The 17,096-nt window shown below is 44.2% G+C and carries 17 protein-coding genes and 1 other annotated feature; all 17 genes read left to right on the plus strand.

Annotation, left to right across the window (positions count from 1 at the left end):
* Positions 1 to 411 (plus strand): 23S rRNA (guanosine(2251)-2'-O)-methyltransferase RlmB (gene rlmB, locus ACH0QE_RS13585; protein WP_415801151.1); only part of this gene is annotated, 411 nt, incomplete at its 5' end.
* Positions 412 to 413: 2 nt separating this feature from the next.
* Positions 414 to 923, plus strand: a complete 510-nt coding sequence (locus tag ACH0QE_RS13590; RefSeq protein ID WP_415801152.1) for an NYN domain-containing protein — start codon at positions 414 to 416, stop codon at positions 921 to 923.
* 68 nt (positions 924 to 991) lie between these two features.
* Positions 992 to 1,642, plus strand: coding sequence for an RNA polymerase sporulation sigma factor SigH (sigH, locus tag ACH0QE_RS13595; protein WP_226647360.1), 651 nt, complete (start codon positions 992 to 994; stop codon positions 1,640 to 1,642).
* A gap of 110 nt (positions 1,643 to 1,752) precedes the next feature.
* Positions 1,753 to 1,947 (plus strand): 50S ribosomal protein L33, encoded by a 195-nt coding sequence (gene rpmG, locus ACH0QE_RS13600; RefSeq protein WP_415801153.1) that lies wholly within the window; start codon positions 1,753 to 1,755, stop codon positions 1,945 to 1,947.
* A 51-nt stretch (positions 1,948 to 1,998) separates the two neighbouring features.
* Complete coding sequence (secE, locus tag ACH0QE_RS13605; RefSeq protein ID WP_041966537.1) at positions 1,999 to 2,181, plus strand: preprotein translocase subunit SecE; 183 nt, start codon at positions 1,999 to 2,001, stop codon at positions 2,179 to 2,181.
* 178 nt (positions 2,182 to 2,359) lie between these two features.
* Positions 2,360 to 2,893, plus strand: a complete 534-nt coding sequence (nusG, locus tag ACH0QE_RS13610) for a transcription termination/antitermination protein NusG (RefSeq protein WP_415801154.1) — start codon at positions 2,360 to 2,362, stop codon at positions 2,891 to 2,893.
* A 171-nt stretch (positions 2,894 to 3,064) separates the two neighbouring features.
* Entirely contained in the window at positions 3,065 to 3,490 is a 426-nt protein-coding gene (gene rplK / locus ACH0QE_RS13615) for a 50S ribosomal protein L11 (RefSeq protein ID WP_023626445.1), read from the plus strand.
* A 169-nt stretch (positions 3,491 to 3,659) separates the two neighbouring features.
* Positions 3,660 to 4,352, plus strand: coding sequence for a 50S ribosomal protein L1 (gene rplA / locus ACH0QE_RS13620; protein WP_415801155.1), 693 nt, complete (start codon positions 3,660 to 3,662; stop codon positions 4,350 to 4,352).
* 50 nt (positions 4,353 to 4,402) lie between these two features.
* Positions 4,403 to 4,540: a sequence feature (ribosomal protein L10 leader region), on the plus strand.
* A gap of 31 nt (positions 4,541 to 4,571) precedes the next feature.
* Positions 4,572 to 5,072, plus strand: coding sequence for a 50S ribosomal protein L10 (rplJ, locus tag ACH0QE_RS13625; protein WP_226606645.1), 501 nt, complete (start codon positions 4,572 to 4,574; stop codon positions 5,070 to 5,072).
* Between the two features lie 58 nt (positions 5,073 to 5,130).
* Positions 5,131 to 5,493, plus strand: coding sequence for a 50S ribosomal protein L7/L12 (gene rplL / locus ACH0QE_RS13630; RefSeq protein WP_415801156.1), 363 nt, complete (start codon positions 5,131 to 5,133; stop codon positions 5,491 to 5,493).
* A 246-nt stretch (positions 5,494 to 5,739) separates the two neighbouring features.
* Positions 5,740 to 6,342: a class I SAM-dependent methyltransferase gene (locus tag ACH0QE_RS13635; protein ID WP_415801157.1), complete on the plus strand. Its 603-nt coding sequence runs from the start codon at positions 5,740 to 5,742 to the stop codon at positions 6,340 to 6,342.
* Positions 6,343 to 6,587: 245 nt separating this feature from the next.
* The gene (gene rpoB / locus ACH0QE_RS13640) at positions 6,588 to 10,151 is read left to right on the plus strand and encodes a DNA-directed RNA polymerase subunit beta (protein WP_415801158.1); all 3,564 of its coding nucleotides are present in this window, start codon (positions 6,588 to 6,590) and stop codon (positions 10,149 to 10,151) included.
* Positions 10,152 to 10,264: 113 nt separating this feature from the next.
* Positions 10,265 to 13,867, plus strand: coding sequence for a DNA-directed RNA polymerase subunit beta' (gene rpoC, locus ACH0QE_RS13645; protein ID WP_415801159.1), 3,603 nt, complete (start codon positions 10,265 to 10,267; stop codon positions 13,865 to 13,867).
* Between the two features lie 183 nt (positions 13,868 to 14,050).
* Positions 14,051 to 14,299, plus strand: coding sequence for a 50S ribosomal protein L7ae-like protein (locus ACH0QE_RS13650; RefSeq protein ID WP_415801160.1), 249 nt, complete (start codon positions 14,051 to 14,053; stop codon positions 14,297 to 14,299).
* 101 nt (positions 14,300 to 14,400) lie between these two features.
* A complete protein-coding gene (gene rpsL, locus ACH0QE_RS13655) occupies positions 14,401 to 14,823 on the plus strand; it encodes a 30S ribosomal protein S12 (RefSeq protein ID WP_023626436.1) in 423 nt (140 codons plus the stop codon).
* Positions 14,824 to 14,864: 41 nt separating this feature from the next.
* Positions 14,865 to 15,335, plus strand: coding sequence for a 30S ribosomal protein S7 (gene rpsG, locus ACH0QE_RS13660; RefSeq protein ID WP_023626435.1), 471 nt, complete (start codon positions 14,865 to 14,867; stop codon positions 15,333 to 15,335).
* A 48-nt stretch (positions 15,336 to 15,383) separates the two neighbouring features.
* Positions 15,384 to 17,096 (plus strand): elongation factor G (gene fusA / locus ACH0QE_RS13665; RefSeq protein WP_415801161.1); only part of this gene is annotated, 1,713 nt, incomplete at its 3' end.

Consider the following 17,096-nt stretch of genomic DNA (forward strand, 5'->3'; position numbering starts at 1 on the left):
ATCATGAGGACAGCTGATGCCTCCGGAGCTCACGGGATTATCATTCCTAAAAGAAGAGCTGTTGGGCTGACAACAACAGTTGCAAAATTATCAACCGGTGCCATCGAATATATTCCGGTTGCGAGAGTCACGAATATGGCGCAGACAATCGATGAATTGAAGGATCGCGGTGTCTGGATCGCTGGAACGGATGCTTCGGCAAATCAGGACTTTCGTCAAATCGATGGAACTTTGCCTCTAGGCCTGGTGATCGGCAGCGAAGGAAAAGGAATGGGAAGGCTGATCAGGGACAAGTGTGATTTTCTTTTAAGTCTTCCAATGGTTGGACATGTTACTTCCTTGAATGCGTCAGTTGCCGCGGCACTCTTGATGTATGAAGTTCACCGCAAACGTCATCCGCTAGGGGAATAGGAATGGATATCCTGCTTGTTGACGGCTACAACATCATTGGCGCATGGCCGGAGCTGGTAAGCTTGAAGAAGAGAGAGCTTTCAGCTGCCAGGGACCGACTGGTAGAAATCATGGCTGAATATCAGGCATATACCGGCTATCGCGTCATCGTTGTTTTTGATGCCCATTTTGTATCGGGTACCCAAAAGAAATATAAAAATTATAAGGTGGAAGTTATTTTTACAAAAGAAAATGAAACGGCGGATGAGCGGATTGAAAGGCTGGCGATCGATCTCAGCAACCGCAAAACGCAGATCCATGTTGCCACCTCTGACTACACCGAGCAGTGGGCGATTTTTGGACAGGGAGCTCTAAGGAAATCAGCAAGGGAGCTGCTTAACGAAACAAATTTAATCAGTAAAAAAATAGAAAAACGGGTGAAAGTAATCCAGGAAAAGAAGCCAAGTGCCAAGATTCCGCTTACAAAAGAAGTGGCAGAAATTTTTGAAAAATGGCGCAGAGGGGAACAATGACCTGTTGACGCCTTAAAAAAGCCTGCTGTATAATATTTCTAACTGTATGTGCGGGCGGGGGGATCGAAATGAGTGCTGACATCGGGAATCGTTTAAATGACGCTTACTTATTGCTGGAAGATGAAGAAATTGTAGAAGCAGTGCACAAAGGAGAAAGTGATGCACTTGATTTTCTGATTCACAAATACAGGAATTTTGTTCGGGCGAAAGCACGGTCATATTTCCTGATTGGGGCAGATAAAGAGGACATCGTGCAAGAAGGAATGATCGGCTTATATAAAGCAATCCGTGACTTCCGGGAGGACAAGCTGACATCATTCAAAGCATTTGCAGAACTATGCATTACCCGTCAGATCATTACGGCCATCAAGACGGCCACAAGGCAAAAACACATCCCGCTTAACTCCTATGTTTCCCTGGACAAGCCGATTTATGATGAGGAATCGGACAGGACGCTGATGGATGTTTTATCCGGAGCCAAAGTGATGGACCCCGAAGAGTTATTTATTAATCAGGAAGAGTTTGACCAGATTGAAGTGAAAATGTCAGAGCTGCTGAGTGACCTTGAACGAAAAGTGCTCGCATTATATTTGGACGGACAATCCTACCAGGAAATTTCTGAGGAACTGAATCGCCATGTCAAGTCAATCGACAATGCGCTTCAGCGTGTAAAGCGGAAGCTTGAGCGGTATCTTGAGCTGAGAGAGCTGTCAGTGTAAGTTGAATTGCCGAAAAATAGCCACAAAACTGACTTTTAATCTCACAAGCACTTATTGACACAAGCTATCAGCCATGGTATCTTTTTAAAGATATAATAGATGGCGGTTTCATGACATTAGTTTGGAATCAGCCTGTTGAAGCGGGTGTAGTGTCAATGAACAATAAAGTGACTCTTGCTTGTAAGGAATGCGGTTCCCGCAATTATTCCACAACAAGCAACAAGCAAACCCAAACAGAACGGCTGGAGCTGAAAAAGTACTGCAGCAACTGCGGTGCCCATACAGTTCATAAGGAAACGAAATAAGGTTTTCAGATAGATCATCATATGGAATCCCGATAAGTTGGAGGTTACAAAATGCAGCGCATCACTAATTTTTTCAGTGAAGTTGGACGTGAAATGAGAAAGGTCAGCTGGCCTAGACGTAAAGAACTGACTCGCTATACGATTACTGTTCTGTCTACAGTTGCTTTTGCTGCTCTATTCTTCGCAGTGTTAGACCTTGGTATTTCTGAATTGATTCGCTTAATTCTTGAATAACCACTACGCACTCATGGTATAATGGAAAATATAAACGCAGGACAAGTTTAAAAGCCCGGATAACGGGTTTTTTATTTGCTTGAAAAATTCGCATTCAACGCCTGGGCTGCAGTGTTCGCTTAACTGTAACACCCTGACGTTTGGAAATGGGGAGGGACGGACGATTTAGTCCTCGATAATGGAAAAGAATTGGTATGTAGTGCATACTTACTCAGGCTACGAGAACAAGGTCAAGACAAATCTTGAAAAGCGCGTTGAAACAATGGGCATGCAAGATAAAATCTTCCGGGTTATCGTACCTGAAGAAGAAGAAACAGATTTCAAAAATGGTAAAAAGAAAGTTGTTAAGAGAAAGACGTTCCCTGGCTATGTCCTGGTAGAAATAGTCATGACGGATGATTCCTGGTATGTTGTCCGCAACACGCCTGGTGTAACTGGATTCGTTGGCTCTTCTGGTGCAGGCTCAAAACCAACCGCGTTATTGCCTGAAGAAGTAACGTTTATCCTCAAGCGCATGGGAGTTGAGGAGAAGAAGGTTGATATCAACTTCGAACTTGGTGAAACTGTCCAGGTAAGCGAAGGGCCGTTCGCCAACTTCACAGGGACAATCGAAGAGATCGATAAGGACAAGGCAAAGCTTAAAGTTCTTGTCAATATGTTCGGCCGCGATACGCCGGTGGAACTCGAATTTTCACAGATTGAAAAATTATAATCTGAAATAACTTGAATTCAACTTTAAAAAGTGTTAATATTTCATAGGTCAGTATGTCTTGGACGATTGACCGATATAATCAAGCTCTTTATTTTATATAAAGACTTTTAAGATGAGTGGGAGGGGAAAATCCCCTATTACCACATCACGGACTTTAAGGAGGTGTGTCTCGTGGCTAAAAAAGTAATTAAAATGGTTAAATTGCAAATCCCTGCTGGCAAAGCCAATCCGGCACCACCAGTTGGACCTGCACTAGGTCAAGCCGGTGTTAACATCATGGGATTCTGTAAGGAGTTTAACGCTCGTACAGCAGATCAAGCTGGACTAATCATTCCTGTTGAAATTACGGTTTTTGAAGACCGTTCATTTACATTTATTACGAAAACTCCTCCTGCTGCAGTTCTTTTGAAAGTAGCAGCTGGAATTCAGTCTGGTTCTGGTGAACCAAACCGTAATAAAGTAGCAACAGTTAAGCGTGATAAAGTACGTGAAATTGCTGAACAGAAAATGCCTGACCTTAACGCAGCTAGCGTTGAAGCAGCAATGCGCATGGTTGAAGGTACTGCTCGCAGCATGGGTATCACGATCGAAGACTAATTCTGCTACAGTGGATTGATGGGGTTGCGAAGCTGATGGATTTCACTCGCAACCTTTTATCTGTCTGATATGGCGCTTATGAAGCGCCTTTGCTTTTTCGTTGTTAGGCCACTCGCCTTTCATCGTGGGAGGTTATTCCGTTAAAACCACATTCTAGGAGGAAATAAAAATGGCTAAAAAAGGTAAAAAGTATCTTGAAGCTGTTAAGCTTGTAGACCGTTCTCAAGCATATACAGTTGCAGAAGCAGTTGAGCTTGCTAAAAAGACAAGCACTGTAAAATTTGACGCTACAGTTGAAGCTGCTTTCCGTCTGGGCGTAGACCCTAAGAAAGCTGACCAGCAAATCCGTGGAGCAGTTGTGCTTCCAAACGGAACTGGTAAAACTCAACGTGTACTAGTATTCGCTAAAGGCGAAAAGCTTAAAGAAGCAGAAGCTGCTGGCGCAGACTATGTTGGCGATGCAGAATACATCACCAAGATCCAGCAAGGCTGGTTCGACTTCGATGTAATCGTAGCTACACCTGACATGATGGGTGAAGTTGGTAAGCTTGGTCGCGTATTGGGACCTAAAGGTTTAATGCCAAACCCTAAGACTGGCACAGTTACTTTCGATGTAACGAAAGCAGTTAACGAAATCAAAGCTGGTAAAGTAGAATACCGCGTTGATAAGTCTGGTAACATCCATGTACCTATCGGAAAAGTTTCTTTCGAAGACGGAAAGCTTGTTGAAAACTTCAACACAATCTTCGAAACTATGATGAAGGTTAAGCCAGCTGCAGCTAAAGGAACTTACATGAAGAACGTTACGATCTCTACTACAATGGGACCTGGCGTTAAAGTAGATCCTTCAACTGTAAAATAATAGTATTTGACAATTAAAGAAGCATTAGATATAATTCTTCTTGTTGTGAAAATAAAATAACATTTGTACCGCAGACAGCAGGGGCTTATCGCTTAATAACCTGCCGAGGTCATACGATAGAGCATCAACTTTACTATTGTATACTTCCTCCGTGTCTGTTTTAGATACGGAGGTTTTTATTTGATCGGTATAAATGAAAAATCTACAGGAGGTGTAAGGATGAGCAAAATCATCGAAGTGAAAAAGCAAATCGTTGACGAGATTGCTGGCAAACTAAAAGAAAGCAAATCAACAATCGTTGTTGATTACCGCGGACTTACAGTTTCTGAAGTAACTGAACTTCGTAAAGAGCTTCGTGAAGCTGGCGTAGAATTCAAAGTTTACAAAAACTCAATGACACGCCGTGCTGCTGAAGCTGCTGAACTTGCTGACTTAAACACATCTTTAACAGGTCCTAACGCAATCGCGTTCAGTACTGAAGATGTAGTTGCTCCAGCGAAGATTCTTAACGAATTCGCTAAAAAGCATGAAGCGCTTGAAATCAAGGCGGGCGTGGTTGAAGGCAACATCGTTACAGTAGAAGAAATCAAGGCACTTGCAGACCTACCGTCTCGCGAAGGTCTACTTTCTATGCTACTCAGCGTACTTCAAGCTCCAATCCGCAATCTTGCTCTTGCTACAAAAGCTGTTGCAGAACAGAAAGAAGAGCAAGGCGCGTAAGCTAAGAATAATCACCGTTTAACAATAAAAAAACTAACCTATTAGGAGGAAACAAATCATGACTCAAGAACAAATCATTGAAGCAGTTAAAAATATGACTGTTTTAGAACTTAACGATCTAGTAAAAGCAATCGAAGAAGAATTCGGCGTAACTGCTGCTGCACCAGTTGCTATGATGGGTGGAGCTGCTGGAGCTGTTGCTGAAGAACAAACTGAATTTGACGTAGTACTTGCATCTGCTGGCGACCAGAAGATCAAGGTCATCAAAGTTGTTCGTGAAATCACAGGTCTTGGTCTTAAAGAAGCGAAAGAAGTTGTTGACAACGCTCCTAAAGCTCTTAAAGAAGGCGTTTCTAAAGAAGAAGCTGAAGAAATCAAAGCTAAGCTTGAAGAAGTTGGAGCTAACGTCGAAGTTAAGTAATCAACCTTACAATAAAAAGCTCGCTGCTAAAGCGGGCTTTTTTTTCACTTTTAGATTTTGAAGGCAAATGGAAAGTCTGCTTGTGTAGAAAAAGGAGAATAGTCTAGCTTCAGCGCTTGTCAGGGCTGACCAAGGCGCTTCTCTTTTCGATTTTTGCTTTTTGGTTTTAAGTGATTTATAATACCGCAGTAGCAATGCAATCCGCGATCGCATTCTTCAAATGAGTCCCCGTGGAGGTGAGAGATTTTGTCTGAACATTATTACTCCCGCAAACCCAGCACTGAAAGCAATCCTGCGAAATGGCAAAGTGAATTGAAGGGGAATAGCTTCCGCTTTAAGACTGACACTGGAGTTTTTTCGAAAAAGGAAGTCGATTTTGGGTCTAGATTATTAATTGACACTTTCGAGTCGAATAAAGCTGATGGATTGATTCTTGATGTTGGCTGCGGCTATGGACCGATCGGCCTTTCGCTAGCTAAGGCTTATCCAGAAGCGATGGTTCACATGGTGGATGTCAATGAAAGAGCGATTATGCTTGCTGAGGAAAATGCGTCCGAAAATAGAGTGACCAACGTGAAAATCTATGAAAGTGACCGGCTGACTGGAGTGGAGGAAAAAGAATTCGATGCAATTCTAACGAACCCGCCGATCCGTGCTGGAAAAAAGGTCGTGCATGATATTTTCGAACAAAGTTTTCTGCATTTAGCTGATGCCGGAGAGCTTTGGGTGGTCATCCAGAAGAAACAGGGTGCGCCATCAGCGATGGAAAAAATGAAAGAGTTATTTGGCGGAGTAGACATTGTGGCAAAAAGTAAAGGATACTTTATTCTCAAATCTGTTAAATGTTGACGTGAGAAAACCGCTATGTTAATATTATAAAATGCCAATATATTAGTTTCCTTTTCAATTGCTATTTTCATCGAAAGTTGTATAATTTTGGGCATAAAGGGAAAACTAACAAAATAATTGTTCGTTGCAGGAAATGTGGTTTTTAGGTGAAAACCCTTTTTCTTTTTGTCTTTTGAAATGGAGGAAACTTCATGGACAAGACAGGGATAGATGAATAATAACGCTTGATTTGAGGGGTGAATCAGTTGACAGGTCAACTAGTTCAGTATGGACGACACCGCCAACGTAGAAGTTATGCTCGCATCAGTGAAGTTTTGGAATTGCCGAATTTGATTGAAATTCAAACCTCTTCCTATCAGTGGTTTCTTGATGAGGGCCTCCGTGAAATGTTCCAGGACATTTCACCGATTGAAGACTTTACTGGTAACTTATCGTTAGAGTTTATCGATTACAGTCTTGGCGAACCGAAATATCCAGTGGAAGAATCGAAAGAAAGAGACGTTACTTACTCCGCACCATTGCGAGTAAAGGTCCGCCTTGTGAATAAGGAAACAGGTGAAGTAAAGGACCAGGATGTCTTCATGGGCGATTTCCCGCTTATGACAGAAACTGGCACGTTTGTAATTAACGGTGCTGAAAGGGTTATCGTTTCCCAGTTAGTGCGCTCACCAAGTGTGTACTACAGCGGAAAACTTGATAAGAACGGGAAGAAAGGGTTCACTGCGACCGTTATTCCTAACCGTGGCGCCTGGTTAGAGTATGAAACAGATGCCAAGGATGTTGTATATGTAAGGATCGATCGTACGAGGAAACTCCCTGTTACGGTTCTTTTGCGTGCATTAGGGTTCGGTTCTGATCAAGAAATCATTGATCTGATCGGTGATAACGAATATATCCGTAATACTCTTGAAAAAGACAATACGGAAAGTACGGAAAAAGCGCTTCTTGAAATTTATGAGCGTCTCCGTCCAGGCGAACCGCCTACAGTTGACAACGCAAAAAGCCTTCTGGTATCAAGATTCTTTGATCCAAAGCGCTATGACCTTGCAAATGTAGGGCGTTATAAAATCAACAAAAAGCTTCATATTAAAAACCGTTTATTCGGGCAAAAGCTTGCTGAAACATTAGTAGACCCAGAAACAGGAGAAATCATTGCCGAGAAAGGCGTCACTTTAGACCGCCGTACACTCGATAAGATCATACCTGCGCTGGAGAAGAATGTTGGCTTCAAGGATTTCAGCCCATATGGCGGCGTGGTTGAAGAGGACGTAACGCTGCAAAGCATTAAGATCTACTCTCCGAACGATGTTGAGGGCGAGAAAGAAATTAATGTTTTAGGAAACGCCTATGTCCCTGAACCGATCAAAAACATCACGCCTGCTGATATCATTTCATCCATCAGCTACTTCTTTAACTTGTTGCATGGTGTTGGCGATACGGATGACATCGACCATTTAGGAAACAGACGCCTTCGTTCTGTTGGTGAACTGTTGCAGAACCAATTCCGTATTGGTTTGTCCAGAATGGAGCGTGTAGTCCGTGAAAGAATGTCCATCCAGGATACAAATACGATTACACCACAGCAATTAATCAATATCCGCCCGGTAATTGCGTCCATTAAAGAGTTCTTTGGAAGCTCTCAGCTTTCACAGTTCATGGACCAGACAAATCCGCTGGCTGAATTGACACATAAAAGGCGTCTATCTGCACTGGGACCTGGTGGTCTTACACGTGAACGCGCTGGTTTCGAAGTGCGTGACGTTCACTATTCCCACTACGGACGTATGTGCCCGATTGAAACGCCGGAAGGTCCAAACATCGGTTTGATCAACTCACTTTCAAGTTTCGCTAAGGTTAATCGCTTCGGATTCATTGAGACTCCGTACCGCCGCGTTGATCCTGAAACAGGTAAAGTGACAAGCCATTTTGATTACTTAACAGCTGATGAAGAAGATAACTATGTAGTTGCACAGGCGAATGCTCGTCTTGCAGATGATGGTTCTTTCATTGATGATGAAGTAATAGCCCGTTTCCGTGGTGAAAACACAGTCGTCAAACGTGACCGCGTCGATTATATGGACGTATCACCTAAGCAGGTTGTATCTGCAGCGACTGCGTGTATCCCGTTCTTGGAAAACGATGACTCCAACCGTGCACTAATGGGTGCGAACATGCAAAGACAGGCTGTTCCGTTAATGCAGCCGGAAGCACCAATCGTAGGTACGGGAATGGAGCACGTGAACGCAAAGGATTCCGGTGCTGCAGTAATCTGTAAGCATGAAGGAATTGTAGAACACGTTGAAGCGCGTCAAGTATGGGTTCGCCGTGTTACTGAAGTAGACGGCCAGGAAGTTAAGGGTGACCTTGATAAATACCGCATGCTTAAGTTCATTCGTTCCAATCAGGGTACTTGCTATAACCAGCGCCCAATCGTAAGCCTTGGTGACCGTGTAGTTAAAGGAGAAATCCTTGCTGACGGACCATCAATGGAAAAAGGTGAACTGGCACTAGGACGTAACGTTCTTGTTGGGTTCATGACATGGAATGGCTATAACTATGAAGATGCCATCATCATGAGTGAGCGCCTTGTTAAAGATGATGTTTATACATCAATCCATATAGAAGAATACGAATCAGAGTCCCGAGATACTAAGCTTGGACCTGAAGAAATCACACGCGATATCCCTAACGTCGGGGAAGATGCATTGAGAAACCTTGACGAGCGCGGAATCATCCGTGTTGGTGCCGAAGTAAAAGACGGAGATCTTCTTGTCGGTAAGGTAACACCTAAAGGGGTTACTGAATTGACAGCTGAAGAACGCCTCTTGCATGCAATCTTTGGTGAAAAAGCAAGGGAAGTCCGTGATACATCATTGCGTGTTCCACACGGCGGCGGTGGGATTGTCCTTGACGTCAAAGTGTTCAACCGCGAAGATGGCGACGAGCTTCCTCCTGGAGTGAACCAGCTGGTCCGTGCTTACATCGTTCAGAAGCGTAAGATTTCTGAAGGTGATAAGATGGCGGGACGCCACGGTAACAAAGGGGTTATCTCAAAAATCCTTCCGGAAGAGGATATGCCTTTCCTACCGGACGGAACACCAGTCGATATCATGCTTAACCCACTAGGGGTACCATCACGTATGAACATCGGTCAGGTTCTTGAGCTTCACCTTGGTATGGCAGCACGCTACCTTGGAATCCATGTTGCTTCACCGGTATTCGATGGTGCTCGTGAGGAAGATGTATGGTCAACAATCCAGGAAGCTGGTATGGCCAGAGATGCCAAAACTGTCCTATATGATGGACGTACAGGTGAACCATTCGATAACCGTGTATCTGTCGGTGTCATGTACATGATCAAGCTTGCTCACATGGTAGACGATAAGCTTCATGCTCGTTCTACTGGACCATACTCACTTGTTACGCAGCAGCCACTCGGCGGTAAAGCTCAGTTCGGCGGACAGCGTTTCGGGGAGATGGAGGTTTGGGCGCTTGAAGCATACGGCGCTGCTTACACATTGCAGGAAATCTTAACTGTCAAGTCCGATGATGTTGTTGGACGTGTTAAAACATACGAAGCAATTGTAAAAGGTGAAAACGTACCAGAACCAGGCGTTCCTGAATCATTCAAAGTATTGATGAAAGAACTTCAGAGTCTTGGTATGGACGTCAAGATCCTATCAGGCGATGAAAAAGAAATAGAAATGCGCGATTTTGATGATGAAGAAGAATTGCAGCATGCAGAAACATTGACAATTGCTCCTGAAACAGAAGAAATGAATTCTGAAAAAGTAGGAATGAAAGAATAGGTCCATCTAATTGGCACACGTGAACAAACAGTTGAATAACAGTATTGTCCACGTGTGTTCCTTTTTGTGTGACCATAAGGGTAAAACCCTAGATTAAAAGGGAGGTAGGCCCCTTGCTAGATGTTAATAATTTTGAGTACATGAAAATTGGCCTCGCTTCACCAGACAAGATCCGTTCATGGTCTTTCGGTGAGGTTAAAAAGCCGGAAACAATCAACTATCGTACTTTAAAACCAGAAAAAGACGGCTTATTCTGTGAGCGTATCTTCGGACCGACGAAGGACTGGGAATGTCACTGCGGAAAGTACAAAAGAGTTCGCTACAAAGGCGTTGTCTGTGACCGATGCGGTGTTGAAGTAACACGTGCAAAAGTCCGTCGTGAAAGAATGGGACACATCGAGCTTGCAGCTCCTGTTTCTCACATCTGGTATTTCAAAGGTATTCCTAGCCGTATGGGACTTATCCTTGATATGTCTCCGCGCGCACTTGAAGAGGTTATTTACTTTGCTTCTTACGTTGTTACGGAAACTGGCGACACTGCCCTTGAGAAGAAGCAGTTGTTGTCAGAAAAAGAATACCGCGCTTATCGTGAAAAATATGGGAACAAATTCCAAGCAGCAATGGGAGCAGAAGCAATCAAAAAGCTGCTTTCAGATATCGACCTTGATAAAGAAGCCGACATGCTGAAGGAAGAATTAAGAACAGCACAAGGCCAGCGTCGTACTCGTGCGATCAAGCGTCTTGAAGTAGTTGAAGCGTTCCGTGGTTCAGGCAATGAGCCATCTTGGATGATCCTTGATGTCCTCCCTGTCATCCCGCCGGAACTTCGCCCGATGGTACAGCTTGATGGAGGACGTTTCGCAACTTCCGACCTGAATGACCTGTATCGCCGTGTAATCAACCGTAACAACCGCCTTAAGCGTCTTCTTGACCTTGGTGCTCCTAGCATCATCGTTCAGAACGAAAAGCGTATGCTGCAGGAAGCTGTTGATGCGTTGATCGATAACGGCCGCCGCGGTCGTCCGGTAACTGGACCAGGTAACCGTCCATTGAAGTCCCTTTCTCATATGCTGAAGGGTAAGCAAGGCCGTTTCCGTCAAAACCTTCTTGGTAAGCGTGTTGACTACTCAGGCCGTTCGGTTATCGTCGTAGGTCCTAACCTGCAAATGTACCAGTGCGGTCTACCTAAAGAAATGGCACTTGAGCTGTTCAAGCCATTCGTAATGAAAGAATTAGTGCAAAAAGGTTTAGCGCACAACATTAAGTCTGCTAAACGTAAAATTGAGCGCGTTAGCCCTGAGGTTTGGGATGTTCTAGAAGATGTAATCAGAGAGCACCCAGTATTGCTGAACCGTGCCCCGACACTTCACAGACTTGGAATCCAGGCGTTCGAGCCAACATTGGTCGAAGGACGCGCAATCCGTCTTCACCCGCTCGTATGTACAGCTTACAACGCTGACTTCGACGGTGACCAGATGGCGGTTCACGTTCCACTTTCTGCTGAAGCACAGGCAGAAGCACGCCTATTGATGCTTGCTGCTCAGAACATCCTGAACCCTAAGGATGGAAAGCCGGTTGTTACTCCTTCACAGGATATGGTTTTAGGTAACTATTACCTGACTCTGGAAAGAGAAGAGGCTGTTGGTGAAGGTATGGTCTTTAAAGATGCGAATGAAGCATTGATCGCATACCAGAATGGCTATGTACATCTTCATACTCGTATTGCTGTTGCTGCTTCATCACTTGGCAACCAGACTTTCAATGAAGAGCAAAATGGTCAGCTCTTGATCACGACAGTTGGAAAGCTGATTTTCAATGAAATCCTTCCAGCGTCATTCCCTTACATCAATGAGCCTTCCAAGCAAAATCTTGAGGAGAAGACTCCAGAGAAGTATTTTGTGGAAAAAGGCGCAGATGTGAAGGAAGTCATCAAGTCTATGCCATTGGTGGATCCGTTCAAGAAGAAAATCCTTGGAAACATCATTGCTGAAGTGTTCAAGAAGTTCAAAATCACCGAAACATCGAAAATGCTTGACCGTATGAAGGGACTTGGCTTCACATACTCGACTAAAGCGGGTATTACGGTAGGTGTGGCTGATATCGTGGTTCTAAAAGAGAAGCAAGAAATCATTTCAGAAGCACAAACAAAGGTAGATAATGTTCTTAAGCAGTTCAGACGCGGTTTGATTACCGAGGATGAGCGTTATGATCGCGTTATTTCTATCTGGAGCCAGGCGAAGGATAATATCCAGGCTAAGCTGATGAAATCACTAGATAATTCTAACCCTATCTTCATGATGAGTGACTCCGGTGCCCGTGGTAACGCGTCTAACTTCACGCAGCTTGCTGGTATGCGTGGTCTGATGGCCAACCCGGCTGGACGAATCATCGAGTTGCCGATCAAGTCAAGTTTCCGTGAAGGTCTGACAGTATTGGAGTACTTTATCTCCACTCACGGTGCTCGTAAAGGTCTTGCCGATACAGCACTTAAGACCGCTGACTCTGGTTACCTGACTCGCCGTCTTGTAGACGTAGCACAGGATGTCATTGTGCGCGAAGACGATTGCGGAACAGATAGAGGCTTATTTATCAAGTCGCTTAAAGATGGTACTGAAGTAATCGAACCTCTAGATGAGCGTTTAATTGGCCGTTATGCAAGAAAGGCAATCAAGCATCCTGAAACAAAGGCTGTGATTGTGCCTGAAAACGGATTGATTACAGAAGACTTGGCTGTTGAAGTAACTGAAGCTGGAATCGAAGAAGTGTGGATCCGTTCTGCATTCACATGTAATACACGCCACGGCGTATGTAAGAAATGTTACGGACGTAACCTTGCGACTGGCCAGGAAGTCGAAGTTGGCGAAGCAGTTGGTATCATTGCTGCCCAGTCAATCGGTGAGCCAGGTACACAGCTTACAATGCGTACATTCCATACGGGCGGTGTTGCAGGAGACGATATCACACAAGGTCTTCCGCGTATCCAGGAATTGTTCGAAGCGCGTAATCCTAAAGGGCAAGCTGTCATCTCTGAATTGGAAGGTGTCGTAGTCGGCATCAACGAAGGAAAAGATCGCCAGCAGGAAATCGTCATTCAGGGTGAAATCGAAAGCCGCACATACAATGCGCCATATACAGCACGCCTAAAGGTTGCTATAAATGACCATGTAGAACGCGGCCAAGAACTCACAGAAGGTTCGATCGACCCTAAGGAACTTTTAAGAGTCAAAGACGTTCAATCCGTGCAGGAATACCTGTTGAAAGAAGTTCAAAAGGTATATCGTATGCAGGGTGTTGAAATCGGCGACAAGCACGTAGAAGTAATGGTGCGCCAGATGATGCGCAAGATCAGGGTTATCGACGCTGGTGAAACAGATGTACTGCCAGGCACATTGCTTGAAATCCATCAGTTCACTGACGCTAACCGCAAAGCACTTCTTGATGGCAAAATGCCAGCAACAGGACGTCCAGTACTGCTTGGTATCACAAAAGCATCACTCGAGACGGATTCATTCCTGTCTGCAGCTTCCTTCCAAGAAACAACAAGAGTGCTTACAGATGCTGCAATCAAAGGGAAGCGCGATGAACTTCTCGGCCTGAAAGAAAATGTTATCATCGGTAAACTTGTACCAGCAGGAACAGGCATGCAGCGCTACAGAAGAGCTGAGCCAATTTCAAAGGAAGAAGAAAATGCCGAAGATGCAATCACGGTAGAATAAAATAAGAAGCGCGGTGCTCTCTGCCACGGCAGAAAGTACCGCCTTTTTTAAAGAAAAAAAGAATAGATCTATGAATAAAGCAGCATTCTAGCGAAAAAAGTTTTTCAATGTTGTTGACATCCCTTGCGCTAGATGTTACTATTTCAAAGGTGCTCCTATTTACCGGTTACTTTGGAGGATATCATGTCTTATGAAAAAGTAGCTCAGGCTAAAAAGATTATAGTAGGAACAAAGCAAACAGTGAAAGCACTGAAGGCTGGCGAAGTAATTGAACTGGTCATTGCGACGGACGCTGACATGAAAGTGACAGCGAACCTATTGCAGACTGCCAGGGAAATGAACTCCGCCATCACCTATGTCGACTCTATGAAAAAATTGGGGAAGGCATGCGGTATTGCCGTAGGAGCTTCAGCTGTAGCGATAACCAAGTAAAAACTGTTTTTGCAGTGGACTGCAAGAACTTTGTTTTTTGTAAAAAAATGAACCACCTGGATGTGTGGGCTTACACAAAATGTGAAGGGAGGAAAAAGATCATGCCTACTATTAACCAATTAGTGCGCAAGCCACGTAGCTCAAAAGAGGAGAAGTCAAAATCTCCTGCGCTAAATAAAGGTTACAACAGCTTCAAAAAAGCACAAACAAACGTTTCATCTCCACAAAAGCGTGGTGTATGTACTCGTGTTGGTACTATGACTCCAAAGAAGCCGAACTCAGCGTTGCGTAAATACGCTCGTGTACGTTTGACTAACGGAATCGAGGTAACAGCTTATATCCCAGGAATCGGGCACAACCTTCAAGAACACAGTGTTGTTCTTATCCGCGGAGGACGTGTAAAAGACTTACCGGGTGTACGTTACCATATCGTTCGTGGTGCTCTTGATACTGCTGGTGTTAACAACCGTATGCAGGGCCGTTCTAAGTACGGTACTAAGAGACCAAAAGCAGCTAAGAAATAATAAACAAAAACTATTAACCCTTTTTGAAAGGAGGAAATTACATGCCACGTAAAGGTCCAGTTGCAAAGAGAGACGTATTGCCGGATCCGATTTATAACTCAAAGCTTATCACTCGCTTGATTAACAAGATGATGATCGATGGCAAGAGAGGTAAATCACAAAAGATCCTTTATTCAGCTTTTGATATCATTCGTGAGCGTTCAGGCAAAGAGCCAATCGAAGTATTCGATGCAGCTCTTAAGAACATTATGCCTGTTCTAGAAGTAAAAGCACGCCGTGTAGGTGGAGCTAACTATCAAGTACCAGTTGAGGTGCGTGCAGACCGCCGTACAACTCTTGGTCTTCGCTGGTTGGTAAACTACTCACGTCTTCGTGGGGAAAAGACAATGGAAGAGCGTCTTGCTAACGAAATTCTTGACGCTGCCAACAACACTGGTGCTTCTGTTAAGAAGCGCGAAGATACACACAAAATGGCGGAAGCAAACAAAGCATTCGCTCACTATCGTTGGTAATCTTACCTTCAACTTAAAAACATTCATACTAGGAAGGAGAAAGACCAAATGGCAAGAGAGTTCTCCTTAGAAAAAACTCGTAATATTGGAATCATGGCTCATATCGATGCTGGTAAAACAACAACAACTGAGCGTGTTCTTTATTATACTGGCCGTATCCACAAAATCGGCGAAACACATGAAGGTGCTTCTCAAATGGACTGGATGGAGCAGGAACAAGAGCGTGGAATCACGATCACTTCTGCTGCAACAACAGCTTCTTGGAAAGAACACCGCGTAAACATCATCGATACACCAGGACACGTAGACTTCACTGTTGAAGTTGAACGTTCACTTCGTGTACTTGATGGTGCAGTAGCAGTACTTGACGCACAGTCAGGTGTTGAGCCTCAAACAGAAACAGTTTGGCGCCAGGCTACAACTTACGGAGTTCCACGTGTAGTATTCGTTAACAAAATGGATAAGCTAGGCGCGGACTTCCTATACTCTGTTTCAACTATCCATGATCGTCTACAAGCTAACGCTCACCCGATCCAACTTCCGATCGGTGCTGAAGATGAGTTTGAAGCAATCATCGACTTAGTTGAAATGAGAGCAATCTTCTACGGTAATGACCTTGGAACAGAAATCTCTGTTGGGGAAATTCCAGAAGAATATATGGCCCAAGCTGAAGAATACCGTGAAAAGTTAGTTGAAGCGGTAGCTGAGCTTGATGAAGAGTTAATGGAAAAATATCTTGGCGGAGAAGAGCTTACAGTCGAAGAGATCAAAGCTGCAATCCGTAAAGGTACTACTAACGTTGAATTCTACCCAGTTATCTGTGGTTCAGCATTCAAAAACAAAGGTGTTCAGCTAATGCTTGACGCAGTTATCGACTACCTTCCATCTCCACTTGATGTACCTGCAATCAAAGGTACACTTCCGGATTCAGAAGAAGAAGTTGAGCGTCATGCAGACGACAACGAGCCATTCTCAGCTCTAGCGTTCAAAGTTATGACTGACCCTTATGTTGGTAAGTTAACGTTCTTCCGCGTTTACTCTGGAACTCTTGAGTCTGGATCATATGTTCAGAACTCAACTAAAGGAAAGCGTGAGCGTATCGGACGTATCCTTCAAATGCACGCAAACAGCCGTCAGGAAATCTCTAAGGTTTACGCGGGTGATATTGCTGCAGCTGTAGGTCTTAAAGATACTACAACAGGTGACACTCTATGCGATGATAAGAACCTTGTTATCTTGGAATCCATGCAGTTCCCTGAGCCAGTAATCCAGTTGTCAGTTGAGCCTAAGTCAAAAGCTGACCAAGACAAAATGACTACTGCATTACAAAAGCTTCAAGAAGAAGATCCTACATTCCGCGCACATACTGACCAGGAAACTGGACAGGTAATCATCGCTGGAATGGGTGAACTTCACCTTGACATCATCGTTGACCGTATGCGTCGTGAATTTAAAGTGGAAGCAAACGTTGGTGCACCTCAGGTTGCATACCGTGAAACTTTCCGCGAATCAGCTTCTGTTGAAGGTAAATTCGCACGTCAGTCAGGTGGACGTGGTCAATTCGGACACGTTTGGATCGAATTCTCTCCAAACGAAGAAGGAAAAGGTTTTGAATTCGAGAACGGCATCGTCGGTGGTGTAGTTCCACGTGAATACATCCCAGCTGTTCAAGCTGGTCTTGAAGATGCTCTAGATCGCGGAGTTCTTGCAGGATATCCACTTGTTGACATCAAGGCAAGACTGTTTGACGGTTCTTACCAC

Source organism: Mesobacillus sp., from assembly GCF_047739415.1.
In the GTDB taxonomy this organism is placed as follows: Bacteria; Bacillota; Bacilli; order Bacillales; family Cytobacillaceae; genus Mesobacillus.

Excerpts from the sequence above, each read along its gene's own strand:
- ACH0QE_RS13590 (WP_415801152.1), top strand. The coding sequence starts at position 414 with ATGGATATCCTGCTTGTTGACGGCTACAACATCATTGGCGCATGGCCG.
- sigH (WP_226647360.1), top strand. The coding sequence starts at position 992 with ATGAGTGCTGACATCGGGAATCGTTTAAATGACGCTTACTTATTGCTG.
- rpmG (WP_415801153.1), top strand. The coding sequence starts at position 1,753 with ATGACATTAGTTTGGAATCAGCCTGTTGAAGCGGGTGTAGTGTCAATG.
- secE (WP_041966537.1), top strand. The coding sequence starts at position 1,999 with ATGCAGCGCATCACTAATTTTTTCAGTGAAGTTGGACGTGAAATGAGA.
- nusG (WP_415801154.1), top strand. The coding sequence starts at position 2,360 with ATGGAAAAGAATTGGTATGTAGTGCATACTTACTCAGGCTACGAGAAC.
- rplA (WP_415801155.1), top strand. The coding sequence starts at position 3,660 with ATGGCTAAAAAAGGTAAAAAGTATCTTGAAGCTGTTAAGCTTGTAGAC.
- rplJ (WP_226606645.1), top strand. The coding sequence starts at position 4,572 with ATGAGCAAAATCATCGAAGTGAAAAAGCAAATCGTTGACGAGATTGCT.
- rplL (WP_415801156.1), top strand. The coding sequence starts at position 5,131 with ATGACTCAAGAACAAATCATTGAAGCAGTTAAAAATATGACTGTTTTA.
- ACH0QE_RS13650 (WP_415801160.1), top strand. The coding sequence starts at position 14,051 with ATGTCTTATGAAAAAGTAGCTCAGGCTAAAAAGATTATAGTAGGAACA.
- rpsL (WP_023626436.1), top strand. The coding sequence starts at position 14,401 with ATGCCTACTATTAACCAATTAGTGCGCAAGCCACGTAGCTCAAAAGAG.
- rpsG (WP_023626435.1), top strand. The coding sequence starts at position 14,865 with ATGCCACGTAAAGGTCCAGTTGCAAAGAGAGACGTATTGCCGGATCCG.